Here is a 16,994-nt window from a genome sequence, read left to right on the forward strand (position 1 = left end):
CTCTTTACGATTTTTTGATTTGTTATCTCAAATTTATTGCTTGCGAATTGACTTCGCTTCCGTTTGGGGTATTTTTTACCCCGCACACTTTGCGAAACTTTGTTCAGTTTTCAAGGTACGAAAATCGTCACAGACGACTTATTTATTTTACCATACTCTATTCTTCTTTGCAAGAATATTTTTGATATTTTTTATACCTGCCTTCTCTCTTATTGAAGACAGCTTATTTATTATATCATCACTTTTTTAGTATTGCAAGAAAAAGTTTTTCTTTTTCTTTACCTCCTCAAGCGACGTACATTACTTTACAGGATTTTTTTATTCTAGTCAACCTTTTTTGTAAAAAAATTATTTATTTGCTTTTTTAATTCGTCTTCACATATCTCAAAGCCTAATTTAGCACGCTTTGAAGTCCAAAAATGTAGATGCTTTTTTCTTGCTTCCTTTACAGGTGGGAGAACAGCTCGATGAGACAAACTAATTTGACCATTATATGGATCAATATCTAAAATCATAACTTTAATCTTTTCTCCCACTTTAAATTCATGACCAATATCTTCTACGTAACCACCATGAACTTCGGAAATATGAACCAGTCCTTCTTTTTCCGAATTAAGTTTTACAAAAATACCGTATTGTTGAATACCGTTTATTTTTCCCTCAACAATATCTCCAATTTTTAACGCCATTAATTTCCCTTCTTTAGTAGTCTTTATAAAAAATAACCTGAAATTGTGTAATAATAAATACAAATAAAACTGAGGAGCGATTTAATGAATAATTATGATCTTGCTATTATCGGCGCAGGACCTGTAGGTCTATTTGCCAGTTCATTTGCTAAATTACACGGTTTAAAAACAATAACCTTTGAAGCATTATCCAAAGTTGGGGGACAAGTTCAATGGCTTTATCCCCAAAAAAATATCCACGATATTGCCGGTTATAACACCATCACCGGCTCAAGCTTGATAGATAATCTTAACCAACAAGCTAGTGACGAAACTTTCATTACTAATCATAAAGTTAAAACTATTGAAAGAAAAGAAAATGATACTTTTTTAATCGACGACACTTATTTAGTAAAAAGTATTATCATAGCTTCTGGGCTTGGTGCTTTTCGTCCTAAAAAATTTCCACTTCAGCTAGATGAAAAGACTCAAAAACATTTTCACTACTTTATGACCAATCCAGATAATTTTTCTAATAAAAATATTGCAATATTTGGTGGTGGAGATTCTGCACTTGATTGGGCCATCCAACTTTCTAAAAAATCAAATGTCAGTATTATTCATCGGCGTGATAAATTCCGCGGATTAGAAACCAGTATCGAAAAGCTAAAAAGTTTAAAAAATATTGAATTTCTCATCCCTTACCTTCCAAAAGAAGCTGCTTTTGAGGATAATCAATTAGTATTAACCTTAAAAGCGGTAGGGGAAGACAAATTAGTTAAAAAAAGATTTGACGAAGCTTTAATTGCTTACGGGTTCCGATCAGATAATCTTCAACTCCGTAAGTGGGGATTGGAACTGGAAAATGGTTTATTAAAAGTTAATCGCACAATGCAAACCAATCTTAAAGGAATTTACGCAATCGGGGATACTACAACTTATCCTGGTCGTGTTCCAATGATTGCTTTAGGATTTGGTGAGGCCCAAATTGCTGTAACTAGTATTATGAATGATCTTTTTCCAGAAAAGAAAATGACTCTTCATTCTACAAGCATCTAAGAAAGGAAAATTAATTGAATTTAATAGATTTTATTTTACACATTGATAAGCATTTAGTAACAATTGTTAATACCTTTGGTAACTGGACCTATCTTATTCTCTTTTTAATTGTTTTTATAGAAACAGGATTAGTAGTATTTCCATTTTTACCTGGCGATTCATTAATTTTTGCAGCGTGCGCTATGGCTGCTATCCCTAAGTATGGACTTAATTTTTGGATATGCTATATTATTTTTCTTTTTGCAGCCGTACTAGGAGACACAATTAATTATGAAATAGGTAATTGGTCAGAACATAGTGGTTCCAAACATTCTTGGTTTAATAAGCTAATTAATGAAAATAAAAGAAAAGCCACAGAAAATTTCTTCGCTACTCATGGCGGAAAAACGATTGTCATTGGCCGATTCATTCCATTCATTAGAACATTCGTCCCATTCGTTTCTGGAGCAAGTAAAATGCACTATAGAACTTTTATTCTATATAATTTTATCGGTGGATTTTTATGGGTAAGTTTATTTGCCTTAGTTGGTTACTTCTTTGGTAATATTCCAGTTGTTCAAAATCACTTCTCATTTATCGTTTTAGGTATTATTTTAGTATCTGTTGTTCCAGTTCTCATTATTTGGTTACGTAAAAAAATTGTACAAAAAAAGGAGCTTTAAAGCTCCTTTTTATTTTGCCAAAATAAAATTGCAAAATATAATTCATAAATTATTGCAGCAGCCACAAAACAGCTAGCAAAAAAGTTTTCTGTTAAAACATTAATAATAGGATCAGTATTAGGATCAAACAACCAATTATTATTGTTAAAAAGTAAATGATGGAAAACAATAAAAAACTGATCAAAATTAGTCATTGCTAACGGCAAAAGCACCAATGGTAGCAACATAAAAATTACTATTTCAATTGACTTTAAGTGAAGATAAGATAACTTTTTGCGTCGATACAAAAAAAGAAAAATTATTATTCCCATTATAAAGGCAATCAAAGCCAAACTAAATAATAACTTGCATTCATAAAAATGCTGGGCTGCCTTAACTGACGTCGGAAAATTTGTCATTTTTAGGATTCTTTTAAACGGCCAAAGCAAATAAAACATCAATTGGTTATAATTTTTCATAATAGTACCTAAGGGTAACTTAACTACGGCATCTGTCTGCTCAAATTTAATCGAGAGAGCTAACAATGGCCAACTCAAAACAATAGCCCCTACTGCAGCCGAAGCAATAGCAAACAAAAAATTATAAATAATTGCAATAATTGATTTTTTTCCTAAACTAGCCATTTACCTAAATTTTCTAAAGTATATGTTGGCTGAGTTCGTTTATTTTTTATTTGTTCTAGTGTACTTACTCCTGTTAAAGTTAATAAAGTATCCATATGACAATTAATACCGGCCATAATATCCGTTTCATAGTTATCACCAACTATTAAAGCTCTATGTTTATCTAACTTCATTAATTCCAAAGCATAGTTCACAATAATTGATGAAGGCTTACCAATAAAAATTGGTTCCACCCCAGTAGCAGCAGCAATCATTGCACATTGGGACCCATTCCCAGGTAGTAGTTCATCTCCAGACGGCAAATTCATATCTTGATTAGTACCAATAAAAACTGCCCCATTTCTAATTGCTCGAGTGGCAATTTTTATTTTTTGATAAGTTAAATCAGTATCCATCCCTACAATTACATATCTTGGATTTCTTTCATCAAGGTAAAAATGATCATTCTGTAAAATTCCTTCTTTCAATCCAGTTTCACCAATAATATAGACAGGAATTTTGTCTACTCCTGGATTTTCCTCCAGTAAATATGAAATAGTAGCTAGTACTGGAGTATAGATATGGTCTATATCAGTCTCAATACCATGGTGTCTTAATTTATCAGCTACCATTTCACGTGTTCTAGTAGTGTTATTAGTCAAAAACAAATATGGTATTTCTTTTTCTTGCAAGCGATGTACAAAATTTACACCGGTTTGAATGGTTTTAGGTCCCCGATAAACCGTCCCATCTAAATCAATGAGATAGCCCTCATATTTATGATTCTTCATATTTAACCCTTTCTCTTCTTAATCACAAATCTTTGCTTACGTTGTCCCGGTTTTTTCTTTTTCATTGCAAAAGTATTCTTTTTGATACGAGAACGATGAACTTTCCGTTCCTTAAAGTGAGGCGTATAATTTTTCTTTTTATTTTTGTTAGAAATATTATTACGTTTTTTGCGATTTTGACGTCCTAGCACAATCTTTTTGACTTCATTTTGCCCTAATAAATGTAACACAAAATACGGACTACCTGGATTACAATATTCTTCCAAATAATCAACAATCGCATTAGCTTTTTTATCAATCGCAGCTCGATCTGTAGCATCATAAAATCCCTTTAATCGCAAATGATCGCTAGACACATCGCCGACTAAATAATCGTATTGATTTAAATAAGGATCATACTTTTCTCTCAAAATTTCAATATCTAAAGCTTCTTTTACATTGTCTAAAATTTCATACTGGCGATTATCAATGGTGACAATATTACCTTCACGATAAACTTTTGCAAGCGAATGATATAATTTCTTCTTATCTTCATCATTTTTTTTCGTATATCTTTTTTCTGTTTGTTTCTCCATACCATCATCAATCTAATTAGTCTAAAGGATATTTTCTTGCTAAGTAATCACCTACTACAGTGCGCAAATAATTTGGGAATAAAAACTCATTCTCACCCATAATTGAAATTGTCGGAAAAAATGGTATCAATACATAATGATCAAGCAAGGCCAAGACATATTCTTGAGTAGGATCAATCTCTTTACCATTAACATAAACGGTACGATTTTCTTTGTCGACAGTAATTCCTTTATAAATAATATCGCCAAAAATCTTACCTCTGAAACTCATCCCTTTAAGTGGGAATTTTCTTAAAAAATGTCGATTCTTCTCCATCTCCATGACCATTCGCCATAAATCGCTTCCTTTTAAGCGTGTTCTAACAACATGCATCGGATGAGGTAAAACATACTGTAACTCTGCTTCAGAAAGCACTCCCGGTTTAAATGAATCTAAAAATAAACCACTATTTAAAACGGCAATATCGGTTCCTGCAAAATTACTAGTTGCATCTAAAGCTGCCTGAATAGTTACCATTTTATCTTCAGCAAATTTTTGGGGTAATTTTGCTATTTTTCTACCTTTCAAAAGATTTGTACCTTGAGTACGCAATGTTTCAATAAAATTTTCATCCCCATAAACCGAAGGTAATTTATTTACAGCAACCGTTGAAGGGGTGATTTTTACAACTTGATGCTGATCATTGAGCTTAACTTGGATATCACCGATATAACGTCCCCATTTACCAGTTTGCGTTATCCAAGTATGGTTTACTTTTTCTCCATTGGGGATTAAATCATGGCTATGTCCGCCAATAATCAAATTAATTTCTGGATAATGCTCTGCCAAATAACGGTCCATTGTCAAACCAATATGACTAATAACCATTAACATATCATATTGCCCTTTTATTTCAGGCAAAACTTTTTCCATTGTCTCTGAAATTAATTTTACATGCCATTTATTTGGCCCATACGTCAGCGGATAAGCAGCTGTTAAACCAATAATAGCAATACGTGTTCCTTTATTTGTTTTAATAATTTTATAGGGTTTACACCAAGTAGGCATACTTTCGTCTTCTTCACGTAAGTTTGCCAATAATACTGGAAACTGTGCCTGATCAAATAACTTCTCTAATACCCAATGGGGATTAGAGATTCCTTCATTATTGCCAATCGTTATAGCATCATAATGAAATTCATTCATCAAAGCAATATTACTCTGTCCTTCTGTAGCATCTGACAAAGGATGGGACCGATCCATAAAATCTCCTGCATCAAATGTGAGTACTTGATCAACACTTTTATCAGCTTGTGCTTGTTTCAGATAACGTCCAATCTTAGGAAATTGTTCAAAATGTGAATGAAGATCATTAGTATGTAGTATTCTTAAATTTTCCATCCCTATTACCTCTCACATTAACCAATTCGATTAGCTTTTAAAATCATCTTATAGGCATCTAAAATTTTTCCTTTTGGTTTATCCCACTCAATCCAAGACGGATGGCGCCAATCATTTTCATCAGTTAAAGTTTCAAGATTGTAATTATCATTGATATATTTTTCATAAGTGATTAAAGCAGTTGTTCGCGGCAAATTTAATTGAAGAATCCGAACTCTTTTAATATCTCCACGATCAACAGCCAATTCCGCAATTCCATTTTGATCAATATTAGAAATCTCATAATATTTACTACCATCATTACGAGTTACTTCTTCAATTAAGTTTAATTGTTGATAAGCTTTTGCCATTTATATCACAACTCTTTCTACTTGATTATGACCTATAGAACTTCAAATATGCTTTTTAAATTACTTTACGTTATTCCCAGCCTTGAGCCAAAAATAGAACCTTGAGTTATTGTATCACAAAACTTTTGGCTTATTTATTAGCTCAGATTAAATAAACTAAATACGAATTTTTTAACTTTTAAGTCCAAAAATGCTGTAATATTTAATCAGATACAAAAAATAAAAAATTAAGGAGTTAATTATTTATGGAATTAGATTACAAAAAATTAGCCCAAGAAAAGAAAGAAGATATTCTTCATGATTTAGAAGAATTGATTGCAATTGATTCTTCCGAAGATTTAGAACATAAGAGTGAAAAGTATCCTGTAGGTCCAGGTGCTGCTAAAGCATTAGAAAAGTTCTTACACTTTGCTCAACGCGATGGATTTGATACTGAAAACTTTGACAACTATGCAGGCCGAATTAATTTTGGTAAAGGCAAGGAACGCTTAGGTATTATCGGTCACGTGGATGTTGTGCCTGGAGGCGATGGTTGGAATACTGATCCATTCAAAATGATCATCAAGGATGGTAAGATTTACGGCCGTGGTAGTGCAGATGATAAAGGTCCATCTCTTGCCGCATACTATGCAATGCTTATTTTGAAAGAAAATGGCTTTAAACCTAACAAGAAGATTGACTTTGTTTTAGGTACTAACGAAGAAACCAACTGGGTTGGGATTGAGTACTACTTAAAACATGAACCAACACCAGATATGGCTTTTTCACCTGATGCAGAATTTCCTATTATTAACGGTGAACAAGGAATTGTAACTTTAAAATTAGACTTCAAAGAAGACTTATCTGAAGGTGATGTAAAACTTTTCGCCTTCAATTCAGGAACTGCAGCTAATGTTATCCCTCATACAGCTCATGCTTTGATTGAAAGTGATAATTTAACTGATATTAAGAAGAAATACGAAGACTTTTTGAAAGACAACAAGCTTGAGGGTAAATTTGAAATGATCAGTGGTCAAGCTGAATTAAGTTTAACTGGTCACGGCGCTCACGCTTCTGCACCTGAAACTGGTAAAAATGCTGCTACTTATCTTGCTAGCTTCTTAGATACTTTGAGCTTTGATGGTCAAGCCAAGAACTTTATTCATTTCTTAGCTAGCGTTGAACACGAAGACTTTAAGGGTAAAAAATTAGGTATCTTCCATCATGATGACTTAATGGGTGATTTAGTAAGTTCTCCATCAGTATTTAAAGTTGATGCCCAAAATGCTTATATCTTAAATAATGTTCGCTTCCCACAAGGTACTAATGCTGAAAAGATGGTCAACCAAATTAATGAAAAGTTTGGTGATATTTTAGTTGCCAGAGTAGATGGTCGCGAAGAAGAACCTCACTATGTGCCTGGCGATGATCCAATTGTTAAAACTTTGCTATCAGTTTATGAAAAACAAACTGGCAAAAAAGGACACGAAACTGTTATTGGTGGCGGTACTTATGGTCGCCTCTTCGAACATGGTGTTGCCTTTGGTGCCCAACCTGAAGATGCACCTTTAGTAATGCACCAACCTAATGAATACATGAAGGTTGACGACTTAATTGATTCGATTGCTATCTATGCAGAAGCAATTTATGAACTCACTAAGTAAAATATTAATAATTTCGTAACAAGAGCAATCAAAAGATTGCTCTTTTTTCTGCTATAATTAATAGAAAAATAAATTTATTTCAAAAAAGGATCTGTATTTGTGCAAAAATTAAAAGAAAAAATACACAACTTTTTATTCTCTGGTCCTAAGGTTTCTAAATTAGAACAAGAGTCCCAAGAAAGTAAAATATCTTTTTATAGTAGTATTACCTATTTAACTTTACATCGTATTTTCCGCTACGTAATAGTTGGAATTGTATTTTTAGTCTTTATTTTAGTAGGCTTTGGTGGAGGTTATGCACTAGGTATTGTTCGTCAGCAATCTGTTCCGACAGTTAAGCAATTATCTCAACAAATAAATCACTCAGCTAGTTCAGCTACACTTTATTATGCAGATAATGAAAAAATTGCTACTGTCACTCCAGATACAAAGGTAACTAAGGCTACAAGTAGTGAATTAACGCCTTTAATTAAAAAGGCAGTTACTGCTACTGAAGATGAAACTTTTTATAAACACCATGGCGTGTTACCTAAGTCTATTGTTAGAGCAGTAATTTCGGAATTATTAGGAATTGGTGTTCAAACTGGTGGATCAACTTTGACTCAACAACTAGTTAAGATGCAGTTTTTGACTAGCCAAACTACTTGGCGGCGTAAAATCACAGAAATGCTTTATGCTCGAAAATTAGAAAATCATTTTTCTAAAGAACAAATCATTACTGCTTATTTAAATGCTGCACCTTATGGTAAAAATAATAGTGGTCAAAATATTACTGGTATCAAAACCGCAAGTGAAGGTATTTTTGGTAAATCACTCAAAGATTTAACTCTTCCCGAAGCAGCGTTTTTAGCTGGTTTACCACAAAGTCCATCCGTTTATACTCCTTATGATTCTAACGGTGAAGTAAAAAAAGATTTAAGTTTAGCTATGCGCCGAAAAGATATTGTTTTATTTAGAATGTATCGAAATGGCGATATTACTAAATCTCAATATCTGAAAGCGAAAAAGTATGATTTACGAAAAGACTTCTTAAAACCTACTGTAGCTCCTGAAGTCAAAAAACAAAGTAGTTATCTCTACAACCTTGCATTCAATAAGGGAATGGAAATATTAACTAACTACCTTATCAAGCAGGATAATCTTAAAGTAGCTGATGTCAAAAAAGATACTAACCGTTATAATCAATATCAAAATAATGCGTATGAACTCTTACACGAAAAGGGCTATAAAATTCATACCACTATTCGTAAGTCACTTTATACTGAATTAAATAAAGTCGTTAAGAATACTAACCTCGGAGAAGATCATACTAGTCGTGATTATAATTCCTCTACTAATAAATGGACTACTACTACAGAGCATGTCCAAAATGGTACTGTCGTCATTGATAACTCGACAGGTAAGGTTTTAGCCTTTAGCGGTGGTGTTGACTTTAATAGTTCTCAAACTAACCACGCTTTTGATACTTATCGTTCACCAGGATCTTCTATTAAGCCATATCTGGTATATGCTCCAGCAATTGAAAATCAAATTATTTCCACTCAAACTGCGCTTGCTGACTTCCCTACTCATTTTGGAAAATATATTCCAACCGATTATGATTCAACAACACAGAATAAATTTGTTTCAGCTCAAGAAGCATTAGCTAAGTCATATAATATTCCAGCTGTTAACCTTTATAGTAGATTACGATCTAGTAAAATTAATGTTAAATCTACTATGAAAAAGCTAGGTTTAAATTTATCTAATAACGAGTACAAGAGTCTGGGTATTGCCTTAGGTGGTACTGATTATGGATTCTCAGTAGCCGAGAATGCTAGTGCCTTTTCTAACTTCTATAACAATGGAAAACGTGCAGATGCATATTATATCGATAAGATTACTGATCCTTCTGGAAAAGTAATTTACAAACACAAGGAAAAGACACAACGTGTATACTCCTCAGGTACAGCTTATATTATGCAAAAGATGCTACGCCAGGTTGTTAAATCCGGTACTGCATCAAGCTTAAGTAGTATGCTTAATTTCGATTCTTCTACTTTAATTGGTAAAACTGGTACAAGTAATGACTATCGTGATATTTGGTTTAATGGTTCTACTCCAGGAATTACTATTTCTAGTTGGATCGGTTATGACAATTATTATGGTCATACATACAACCTTGACTCAAGCTCCAGCACTACTAACCTAACCCTTTGGGCTAATATTGCTAATGCTCTTTACAAGGTTGATCCAAGTATCTTTAAACTAGATGCAGTTAGTGCTCAGCCATCAACAGTTAAACGCTCTACAGTTTTAAAAGAAACTGGTACCCTACCTGGTACTGTTAGTTGGAACGGACAAGAAATCTCACTTGATGGTGATACTACAACTGCTTTAAGTTTGAAGTCAGCTTCCCCAGCAAGTGCAGAATTTGGTATCGGAGCTTCTAATAAAGATTACAACTTGTTCTATAATTACTACTTAGGTAAAAATACTAAGTACGGACAAATACTACTCTACACGGGTAAGACAATTTCTAAGAATACAAAGAATATCAGTAGTCTTTTTGTTAGTGCCAGCAGCTCAAAGAAGACATCTGAAGGATCTACTTCTAATAGCTCTAATAATACCAATACCGATAGTAGCAACCAGCGAACGTCTAGTGAAAACTCTACTAACAGTACAAGTAGTACAAATACTAATTCTCAATCACAGACGACACAAGGAACTAGTTCTACCACTGGCAACTAAAAAAAGTGATGTGCAATGCACATCACTTTTTTATTATCTAAAACTCTATTATTTGTTTAATGTGGTTTGACCATAACGGACAGTGTGACCTAATGATACATGTTTTTCATTAAGTTCTTCCTTATTCATTAACTTAGTTAACATTCTCATTGCTACTGCACCAATATCATAAAGTGGTTGCTGAATTGTAGTTAAATGCGGTCTCACAACTTTAGCAATATTTGTAGAAGAAGCTGAAATAACCTCAAATTCTTCAGGTATTTTTACTCCCTTTTCAGTCAAAGCATTAATTACACCAGCAGCTGGTAAATCTCTACTTACCATTATTCCATCAATATGATCTCTTACTAATCTATCAGCTAGTTCATATCCATCTTCATAACTTACAATATGTTCATATATATTAGCTGGGCCAAGATTATGATCTTGTAAAAACTCTTGATAAGAAACAATTCGATTACCCTTGTTAACAAAAGCATCTTTATCGCCAACTGCGAGAGCTAGCTTTCTTTTACCATCTTTGTAAAATAAATCAAAAACATCTTTTTCAGCTGCTTTATAATCAATTGAAACACTACCAAATTCATTAGTTTCATCAACTGTACCAGCTAAAACAACTGGTGTATTAGTTCTAGCAAATGCTTCCCGCGCTTTATCAGACATTCTGTTAGACATATAAATTACGCCATCAACTTGTTTATTCAAAAGTCCTTGAATAACTTTTTCTTCTGAAAGCAAATTATTCTCAACACTTGATAAAATGATATTATATTTATACATCGCAGCAATATCATCAATACCTTTAGCTAATTCTGTAAAGTGTAAATTTGTTAATCCAGCAACGATCAAACCAACTGTAGTAGTTTTCTTTGAAGCAAGTCCCTGAGCAACAGCATTAGGTTGATAATGCAAGCGCTCAATAACAGCAGAAACTTTTTGCCGAGTTTCTTCTCTAACATTAGTATTACCATTCACAACTCGAGAAACTGTTGCCATTGACACTCCCGCTTCACGAGCGACATCATAAATTGTTACTTCTTGTTTTTGCATGTTTTTATCACACCTTTGTAATTCTTATTATAACTTAACAAGAAAACAATTTTAGTGCAAGCGTTTGCGACTAAAATGGTATTTTCTTGAGCAAATATGTTATACTCACCTATAATTAATTAGATAAGGTTTTATTATACTAGAAAAAGGTGGATTTATGAATTTAGATAAATTAAGTCAATGGTTAATTGACACTGATACCGATGTTGCCTACATCTCTGATCCAATTAGTATTAACTACTTTACAGGTTACAGTATGGAACCTCATGAAAGAATTTTTGCTTTAATCGCTTTTAAGGACAAGCCAGCATTTATTTTTGCTCCAGAACTAAATGTTGAGGAAGCTAAAAATTCCGCTTGGAATGGTGAAGTTTATGGTTACCTTGACCACGAAGATCCATGGGCTAAAATTGCTGAATTAATAAAAAAACGGGTTGATCCTAAAAAAATTGCTGTCGAAAAAGAACATTTACCAGTTGTTCGTCTTGAATATTTACGTGAAGCTTTACCTGATTCTAATTTTAGTGGGAATGTGTCTCCATTCATCGCTAAAAGTCGTTTAATCAAAACAGATGAGGAAGTCGAACAACTAAAGAAAGCTGGTCAGGAAGCTGATTTTGCCTTTCAAATTGGGTTCGATACTTTGAGAACTGGTGTAACTGAACGTTACGTAGCTGGACAAATTGACTATCAATTAAAACTTCAAAAGGGTGTAATGAATACTAGCTTTGAAACTATTGTTCAAGCTGGTAAAAATGCTGCTAATCCTCACTTAGGCCCTACAATGAATACTATTCAACCAAATGAGTTAGTCCTATTTGATTTAGGAACCATGCATGAAGGATATGCTTCGGATTCAAGTAGAACAGTTGCATATGGAGAACCTACTGAAAAGGAAAAAGAAATTTACGAAGTTGATCGTGAAGCTCAACAAGCAGCAATTGAAGCTGCTAAACCTGGTATCACTGCTAGTGAATTAGATGCAGTTGCTCGTGATATTATCACTAAAGCAGGTTACGGTGAATACTTCATTCACCGTTTAGGCCATGGTATCGGAATGGATGTCCACGAATTTCCACAAATTATGGAAGGCAATGATGTAGTTTTAGAAGAAGGTATGTGTTTCTCTATTGAACCAGGGATCTATATTCCAAACGTTGCTGGTGTAAGAATCGAAGACTGTGGTGTAGTTACTAAAAACGGCTTTGAAACTTTCACTAAAACTAGCAAAGAACTTAAATATATTCCAGTTAAAGATTAAAAAACAATAAAAAAGGGAAGTAGGTCAACTACTCCCCTTTTTTTATAATTAATTTATCCAATTAATTATTATATATAAATTTAAATTTATTAATCAGCTGCAGTTTCTGAGCTCTTTAAATCATCAACTGCTTCTTGATTTTCTTTATCATCTTTACCAAGATCTTTATCAGTATCATCAATAACGATATCATCAAAGTCCTTAAGTTCAGAATCATCTTCAATATTATTTGGGAATGAAGATAATTGTGTCTTAATTGCTTCAGTCCCCTTATCATATTTCTTCTTTAAATCTTGAAGCTTATCGTTATCGCGAAGTTTTTCCTTAACTTCCTTAGTCTTTTCTTCAGGAATCAATAAAGATGCAGCAACTAAACCAGCACCTAAACCAATAATACTACCGAAAATAAAACTACCAGCTTTACTCATAATAATATCTTCCTTTCAATTCTTAATTAATCTTGCCCTCTACGGCGCTTACGTCTAGCAAAAAGACGACTAGCTAATGATGTAAAAATGCCAATGCCAGCATTAGTTACACCTAAACTAGAAACTCGACTAGCTACACGTTTTGATGAATCATTAATATCTGAGACAGTCTCACCAAGATCAGCTGCAGCTTTAACTACAGGATCTAATTCTGCAACCTTCTCATTAACATCTCCAAGCAAAACATTACTTTTAGCTAAAAGATCTTGTGTTTCATCCATTAAGACATTAGCCTGTTGAGTCATTAATTCAACAGTCTTGTTAGTGCTCTCAACAGTTGAGTCTAACTTTTTCATAGTCTTATTAGCGCTAATAAGTAGAGGGAGTGTAAACAATACTAAAATTAAGAACGCAATAGCCGCGATCAAGCCTGCTAACGCACCAATAGAAATAGTCATGTTTTTTCCTCCATTTTTACTCTCTTATATGAAGTCTAGCATTAATTATTTTTTCAAGCAATGAATAGCTTTCAATATTTTGGTATAATTTTCTATACAAAACCACGTAAGGAGGGCTTTTTTGAGCAGTATTTCATCAACTTTATTAAAAAATATTCAAAAAAAGAAAATTAAATCTATTGAAATTAATTGGGACGACATTACCCATAATATCGTAAATAAAAGTTTTCAACTTATTATTTTAAGCCTTATCTTTTATATTATTTGGCGACTAGGTCAACGATTAATTGATAAATATATCTTAAAAAATCCTCGCTATAATAAAAAAATTACAGGTAGAACAAGAACTATTTCTGAATTAGTGGTTAATTCTTTTAGATATACAATTTTATTTTTCTACCTCTACGAATTACTTAGTATTTTAGGTTTACCAGTTGGAACTTTATTAGCCAGTGCTGGAATCTTATCACTTGCTTTAGGTATGGGAGCACAAGGATTTGTTAGTGATTTAGTAACTGGTTTAACACTCTTAAGTGAAGGACAATATGACGTTGGTGATATTGTATCAATCAATGACTATACTGGTACTGTTATGGCCTTAGGTCTTAGAACTACTCGTCTAAAAGATTCCAATAATACAATCATTTATATCCCCAATCGACAGATTACTGTTGTCGAAAATATTACCCGTGGAGGAATTGGATTCAATATTGATTTAAAAATTTCTAGTGACACTGACCTTAAAAAGGTTGCCCAGGCGATTACTATCGCTAATCATTCTTTAAAAAATAAATTTGTTCATCAAATAAAAAAAGGCCCTGATATTATTGGATTAACTGAGCAAGATGGAGATAGTTTAACTTATCGAATCCATTTTCAAATTATTTCAGCTCACTCAGAAGCCTCAATAAAGAATGCCTACTTCTCTGCTTATATTAAAGAATTACAAAAATTAGAAGTTACACTTAGTTAAATAAAAAGGGAATGCTTGAGCATTCCCTTTTTATTTTTCAGCTTCCATTTTCTTCCACCAAGCTGGAAGTTCCGCAAGTAACATCCTTAAAGCTTGACCACGATGAGAAATAGCATTCTTTTCATCAACTGTCATCTCCGCAAAGGTCTTCCCTTTATCTGGAACAAAGAACAATGGATCATAACCAAAAGTTCCTTCACCACGAGGACTTGTCAAAATCTCGCCTTTGATTTCACCTTCAGTTACAAGATCTTGGTCAAAATGTCTTGGCCATGAAACTACCATTGTGCTATGAAATGTCGCAGTTCTCTTTTCCTTAGGCACACCGCCTAATTCTACTAACAATTTTGCATTATTTCTAGCGTCGTTGTGAGCTTCGCCACCATAACGAGCAGAATGGACACCAGGAGCGCCGTTTAATTTATCAACACAAAGTCCCGAGTCATCTGCCAAAGTCGGTAAATGGCTAAAATCTGCCATCTCATGAGCTTTTAATTTAGCATTTGCTAAAAAGGTTGTACCTGTTTCTAAAACATGAGGTGGATTATCTAAATCTTGGTTAGTAATAACCTTGATAGGAAAATTTATCTTCTTAAAGGATTCTTCCACTTCTTTAGCTTTATTTTTATTGTTAGTCGCAAATAATAATGTATCCATAATTTTACTTCCTAATCTACGTGTTCAACAGTTAGGGTTGAATCATCCATCCACTCACGCGCTAATTTTTCAAAATGAGCTGCATCCCCAGTAGTATAATACTCATGCTTAACGGGCCCATTACTAAATAGGTCATCTCGTTTTAATACATTATAAGTATATTGTGCTACTTGATCAGCTGGATCAACAATTTTTTTATCTTCACCAACAACCTTTATAATTTCTTTTTGAAGTAATGGATAATGTGTACACCCTAAAACCAAAGTATCATAATCCACTTCTTGTAAGGGAGCTAAACTTTCTGCAACAACTTTCTGCTTTATATCTTCACCTGGATCCTCTTCAGCTAAAGGTGCCAATGCAGGCTCACTAAATTCAGTAACGTCAATATTATTATCTCTAAATTTAATTTCATTTAAATACGCGTGACTTTCAACTGTTGCATGGGTACCAATTACAGCTACTTTAGCCGTTTCAGTAGTTCTAGCTGCTGCTAAAGCACCAGATTGAATGACACCGATAATCTGCATTGGTACTTCTTTTTGGATAACTGACATTGCAGCTGCTGTTGCAGTGTTACAGCCAAAAATAATCAATTTTACATCTTTACTCAATAAAAACTTTACACTATCACGTGTTAAAGAAATAATTTCTTCTTTACTTTTATCCCCATAAGGCATATTTGCCTGATCACCAATAAAAATTGTGGACTCTGTTGGAATTTTTTCAATTACTTTTTTTAAGACAGTCAAACCGCCGGAACCCGAGTCTAATACACCAATAGGACGATTATCCATGATATTCTCCTTCAATATAAAATTAGATTTTTTTAAATTCTCTTTTCTACTGTACTCATTTTAGGTTAAAATACAAAAGAACACAAAAGGAAATGAAAAGCATGACAGAATCAACAGAACATATTTACTTTATCAATTCACTATATCGAGATTTTCTTCTTCCCACAATTTTAGGAAAAGATGACAGTGAAATTCTATACTGGGCAGGGAAGCATATTAGCCGTAAATACGCTCTCTCAACAATTGAAGATCTAATCGACTTCTTCAATATGGCAGAGTTTGGCGAATTAGAATTAATTAAAGACAAGAAACATTATGCTCTCTTTAAATTAACAGGACAATCAGTCTCTGACCGCTTAGATAGTGATAGTCACGAATTCTCATTAGAAAGTGGTATTATCGCTGAATGTCTCCAACGCCACTCTGGTAAAATTACAGAAGCTTCGGCAACAGTGTATCCAAAAGAACATTATGTTGAAATCACTGCCCAATCAGATTAAAGAAAAAGGCTTAGCAAACGCTAAGCCTTTTTTATTACATTAATCAGTATATTGTTCTAAAATGCTTGCTAACTTTTCCTTTGGAGTAAAACCAGTTAGGCGATCAACAATCTTACCATCTTTCTTGATCAGTAAAGTTGGGATAGCCATAATGCCAAGTTCCTTAGCAGTTTCTTGATTCTTATCTACATCCATGGAAGTAAACTTAACGTCATCCATTTCTTCAGATAATTGTTCAACTACTGGAGTTTGCATCTTACATGGACCACACCAAACTGCCCAAAAATCAGTTAAAACAACGCCTTCGCTAGTTTCTTCTTCAAAAGTTGCATCTGTAATTTCATCAATCATAGTAATTACCTCTCAAAAACTCTATTTCAATGTTACCCATAGTTTAATGCTTATA

At 33.4% G+C, this 16,994-nt stretch carries 19 protein-coding genes; 7 read left to right on the plus strand and 12 right to left on the minus strand.

Annotation, left to right across the window (positions count from 1 at the left end):
• Window positions 1–323: 323 nt before the first annotated feature.
• Complete coding sequence (locus tag HDR40_RS05150) at window positions 324–689, minus strand: CvfD/Ygs/GSP13 family RNA-binding post-transcriptional regulator (RefSeq protein WP_290627200.1); 366 nt, start codon at window positions 687–689, stop codon at window positions 324–326.
• Window positions 690–773: 84 nt separating this feature from the next.
• Here HDR40_RS05150 and HDR40_RS05155 point away from each other — a divergent pair, with 84 nt between their 5' ends.
• The gene (locus HDR40_RS05155) at window positions 774–1,727 is read left to right on the plus strand and encodes an NAD(P)/FAD-dependent oxidoreductase (RefSeq protein WP_290627202.1); all 954 of its coding nucleotides are present in this window, start codon (window positions 774–776) and stop codon (window positions 1,725–1,727) included.
• A gap of 14 nt (window positions 1,728–1,741) precedes the next feature.
• On the plus strand, window positions 1,742–2,389 hold the full coding sequence (locus tag HDR40_RS05160; RefSeq protein ID WP_290627204.1) for a VTT domain-containing protein: 648 nt from the start codon (window positions 1,742–1,744) through the stop codon (window positions 2,387–2,389).
• On the opposite strand, the gene HDR40_RS05165 is transcribed toward HDR40_RS05160, so the two are convergent.
• From HDR40_RS05165 to HDR40_RS05185, 5 genes are read right to left on the minus strand one after another with little or no spacing between them, the layout of a single operon-like run.
• Window positions 2,386–3,012 (minus strand): TIGR01906 family membrane protein, encoded by a 627-nt coding sequence (locus tag HDR40_RS05165; RefSeq protein ID WP_290627206.1) that lies wholly within the window; start codon window positions 3,010–3,012, stop codon window positions 2,386–2,388. The two genes, HDR40_RS05160 and HDR40_RS05165, sit on opposite strands and share 4 nt — an antisense overlap.
• A complete protein-coding gene (locus HDR40_RS05170) occupies window positions 3,000–3,782 on the minus strand; it encodes a TIGR01457 family HAD-type hydrolase (protein ID WP_290627208.1) in 783 nt (260 codons plus the stop codon). The genes HDR40_RS05165 and HDR40_RS05170 overlap by 13 nt, the downstream gene beginning before the upstream one ends.
• A 2-nt stretch (window positions 3,783–3,784) precedes the next feature.
• The gene (locus HDR40_RS05175) at window positions 3,785–4,357 is read right to left on the minus strand and encodes a YutD family protein (RefSeq protein WP_290627210.1); all 573 of its coding nucleotides are present in this window, start codon (window positions 4,355–4,357) and stop codon (window positions 3,785–3,787) included.
• A 16-nt stretch (window positions 4,358–4,373) separates the two neighbouring features.
• A complete protein-coding gene (locus tag HDR40_RS05180) occupies window positions 4,374–5,738 on the minus strand; it encodes a bifunctional UDP-sugar hydrolase/5'-nucleotidase (protein ID WP_290627212.1) in 1,365 nt (454 codons plus the stop codon).
• Window positions 5,739–5,755: 17 nt separating this feature from the next.
• Complete coding sequence (locus HDR40_RS05185; protein WP_290627214.1) at window positions 5,756–6,088, minus strand: hypothetical protein; 333 nt, start codon at window positions 6,086–6,088, stop codon at window positions 5,756–5,758.
• A gap of 245 nt (window positions 6,089–6,333) precedes the next feature.
• On the opposite strand from HDR40_RS05185, the gene pepV reads away from it, so the two are divergent.
• Window positions 6,334–7,731 carry a dipeptidase PepV gene (gene pepV / locus HDR40_RS05190; protein WP_290627216.1) on the plus strand — a complete coding sequence of 466 codons (1,398 nt, stop codon included), beginning with the start codon at window positions 6,334–6,336 and terminating at the stop codon, window positions 7,729–7,731.
• Between the two features lie 99 nt (window positions 7,732–7,830).
• Window positions 7,831–10,464, plus strand: coding sequence for a transglycosylase domain-containing protein (locus HDR40_RS05195; RefSeq protein WP_290627218.1), 2,634 nt, complete (start codon window positions 7,831–7,833; stop codon window positions 10,462–10,464).
• 48 nt (window positions 10,465–10,512) lie between these two features.
• On the opposite strand, the gene HDR40_RS05200 is transcribed toward HDR40_RS05195, so the two are convergent.
• Window positions 10,513–11,514, minus strand: a complete 1,002-nt coding sequence (locus tag HDR40_RS05200) for a substrate-binding domain-containing protein (RefSeq protein WP_290627220.1) — start codon at window positions 11,512–11,514, stop codon at window positions 10,513–10,515.
• 157 nt (window positions 11,515–11,671) lie between these two features.
• Here HDR40_RS05200 and HDR40_RS05205 point away from each other — a divergent pair, with 157 nt between their 5' ends.
• Window positions 11,672–12,775 carry a Xaa-Pro peptidase family protein gene (locus HDR40_RS05205; RefSeq protein ID WP_290627222.1) on the plus strand — a complete coding sequence of 368 codons (1,104 nt, stop codon included), beginning with the start codon at window positions 11,672–11,674 and terminating at the stop codon, window positions 12,773–12,775.
• 89 nt (window positions 12,776–12,864) lie between these two features.
• Here the strand turns inward: HDR40_RS05205 and HDR40_RS05210 are convergent, their stop codons facing one another.
• Both HDR40_RS05210 and HDR40_RS05215 read right to left on the minus strand, forming a co-directional pair.
• A complete protein-coding gene (locus tag HDR40_RS05210; protein WP_290627224.1) occupies window positions 12,865–13,203 on the minus strand; it encodes a DUF1269 domain-containing family protein in 339 nt (112 codons plus the stop codon).
• Window positions 13,204–13,229: 26 nt separating this feature from the next.
• Window positions 13,230–13,661 carry a DUF948 domain-containing protein gene (locus HDR40_RS05215; RefSeq protein ID WP_290627226.1) on the minus strand — a complete coding sequence of 144 codons (432 nt, stop codon included), beginning with the start codon at window positions 13,659–13,661 and terminating at the stop codon, window positions 13,230–13,232.
• Window positions 13,662–13,782: 121 nt separating this feature from the next.
• Here HDR40_RS05215 and HDR40_RS05220 point away from each other — a divergent pair, with 121 nt between their 5' ends.
• Window positions 13,783–14,634: a mechanosensitive ion channel family protein gene (locus HDR40_RS05220; RefSeq protein ID WP_290627228.1), complete on the plus strand. Its 852-nt coding sequence runs from the start codon at window positions 13,783–13,785 to the stop codon at window positions 14,632–14,634.
• Window positions 14,635–14,664: 30 nt separating this feature from the next.
• On the opposite strand, the gene HDR40_RS05225 is transcribed toward HDR40_RS05220, so the two are convergent.
• Together HDR40_RS05225 and murI are read right to left on the minus strand one after the other, a co-directional pair.
• A complete protein-coding gene (locus HDR40_RS05225; RefSeq protein ID WP_290627230.1) occupies window positions 14,665–15,291 on the minus strand; it encodes an XTP/dITP diphosphatase in 627 nt (208 codons plus the stop codon).
• 11 nt (window positions 15,292–15,302) lie between these two features.
• Window positions 15,303–16,088, minus strand: a complete 786-nt coding sequence (gene murI, locus HDR40_RS05230) for a glutamate racemase (RefSeq protein ID WP_290627232.1) — start codon at window positions 16,086–16,088, stop codon at window positions 15,303–15,305.
• 101 nt (window positions 16,089–16,189) lie between these two features.
• Between murI and HDR40_RS05235 the strand changes: the two genes are divergently transcribed.
• The gene (locus HDR40_RS05235; RefSeq protein WP_290627233.1) at window positions 16,190–16,588 is read left to right on the plus strand and encodes a YslB family protein; all 399 of its coding nucleotides are present in this window, start codon (window positions 16,190–16,192) and stop codon (window positions 16,586–16,588) included.
• Between the two features lie 39 nt (window positions 16,589–16,627).
• Here HDR40_RS05235 and trxA read toward each other — a convergent pair whose 3' ends face one another.
• Entirely contained in the window at window positions 16,628–16,939 is a 312-nt protein-coding gene (gene trxA, locus HDR40_RS05240; protein WP_290627235.1) for a thioredoxin, read from the minus strand.
• Window positions 16,940–16,994 lie beyond the last annotated feature (55 nt).

The organism is Lactobacillus sp. (assembly GCF_014803895.1).

What these genes read in the sequence shown, in the direction of transcription:
- HDR40_RS05150 (WP_290627200.1), bottom strand. Translation starts at nt 689, where the DNA reads ATGGCGTTAAAAATTGGAGATATTGTTGAGGGAAAAATAAACGGTATT.
- HDR40_RS05155 (WP_290627202.1), top strand. Translation starts at nt 774, where the DNA reads ATGAATAATTATGATCTTGCTATTATCGGCGCAGGACCTGTAGGTCTA.
- HDR40_RS05165 (WP_290627206.1), bottom strand. Translation starts at nt 3,012, where the DNA reads ATGGCTAGTTTAGGAAAAAAATCAATTATTGCAATTATTTATAATTTT.
- HDR40_RS05170 (WP_290627208.1), bottom strand. Translation starts at nt 3,782, where the DNA reads ATGAAGAATCATAAATATGAGGGCTATCTCATTGATTTAGATGGGACG.
- HDR40_RS05175 (WP_290627210.1), bottom strand. Translation starts at nt 4,357, where the DNA reads ATGGAGAAACAAACAGAAAAAAGATATACGAAAAAAAATGATGAAGAT.
- HDR40_RS05180 (WP_290627212.1), bottom strand. Translation starts at nt 5,738, where the DNA reads ATGGAAAATTTAAGAATACTACATACTAATGATCTTCATTCACATTTT.
- HDR40_RS05185 (WP_290627214.1), bottom strand. Translation starts at nt 6,088, where the DNA reads ATGGCAAAAGCTTATCAACAATTAAACTTAATTGAAGAAGTAACTCGT.
- pepV (WP_290627216.1), top strand. Translation starts at nt 6,334, where the DNA reads ATGGAATTAGATTACAAAAAATTAGCCCAAGAAAAGAAAGAAGATATT.
- HDR40_RS05200 (WP_290627220.1), bottom strand. Translation starts at nt 11,514, where the DNA reads ATGCAAAAACAAGAAGTAACAATTTATGATGTCGCTCGTGAAGCGGGA.
- HDR40_RS05205 (WP_290627222.1), top strand. Translation starts at nt 11,672, where the DNA reads ATGAATTTAGATAAATTAAGTCAATGGTTAATTGACACTGATACCGAT.
- HDR40_RS05210 (WP_290627224.1), bottom strand. Translation starts at nt 13,203, where the DNA reads ATGAGTAAAGCTGGTAGTTTTATTTTCGGTAGTATTATTGGTTTAGGT.
- HDR40_RS05215 (WP_290627226.1), bottom strand. Translation starts at nt 13,661, where the DNA reads ATGACTATTTCTATTGGTGCGTTAGCAGGCTTGATCGCGGCTATTGCG.
- HDR40_RS05225 (WP_290627230.1), bottom strand. Translation starts at nt 15,291, where the DNA reads ATGGATACATTATTATTTGCGACTAACAATAAAAATAAAGCTAAAGAA.
- murI (WP_290627232.1), bottom strand. Translation starts at nt 16,088, where the DNA reads ATGGATAATCGTCCTATTGGTGTATTAGACTCGGGTTCCGGCGGTTTG.
- HDR40_RS05235 (WP_290627233.1), top strand. Translation starts at nt 16,190, where the DNA reads ATGACAGAATCAACAGAACATATTTACTTTATCAATTCACTATATCGA.
- trxA (WP_290627235.1), bottom strand. Translation starts at nt 16,939, where the DNA reads ATGATTGATGAAATTACAGATGCAACTTTTGAAGAAGAAACTAGCGAA.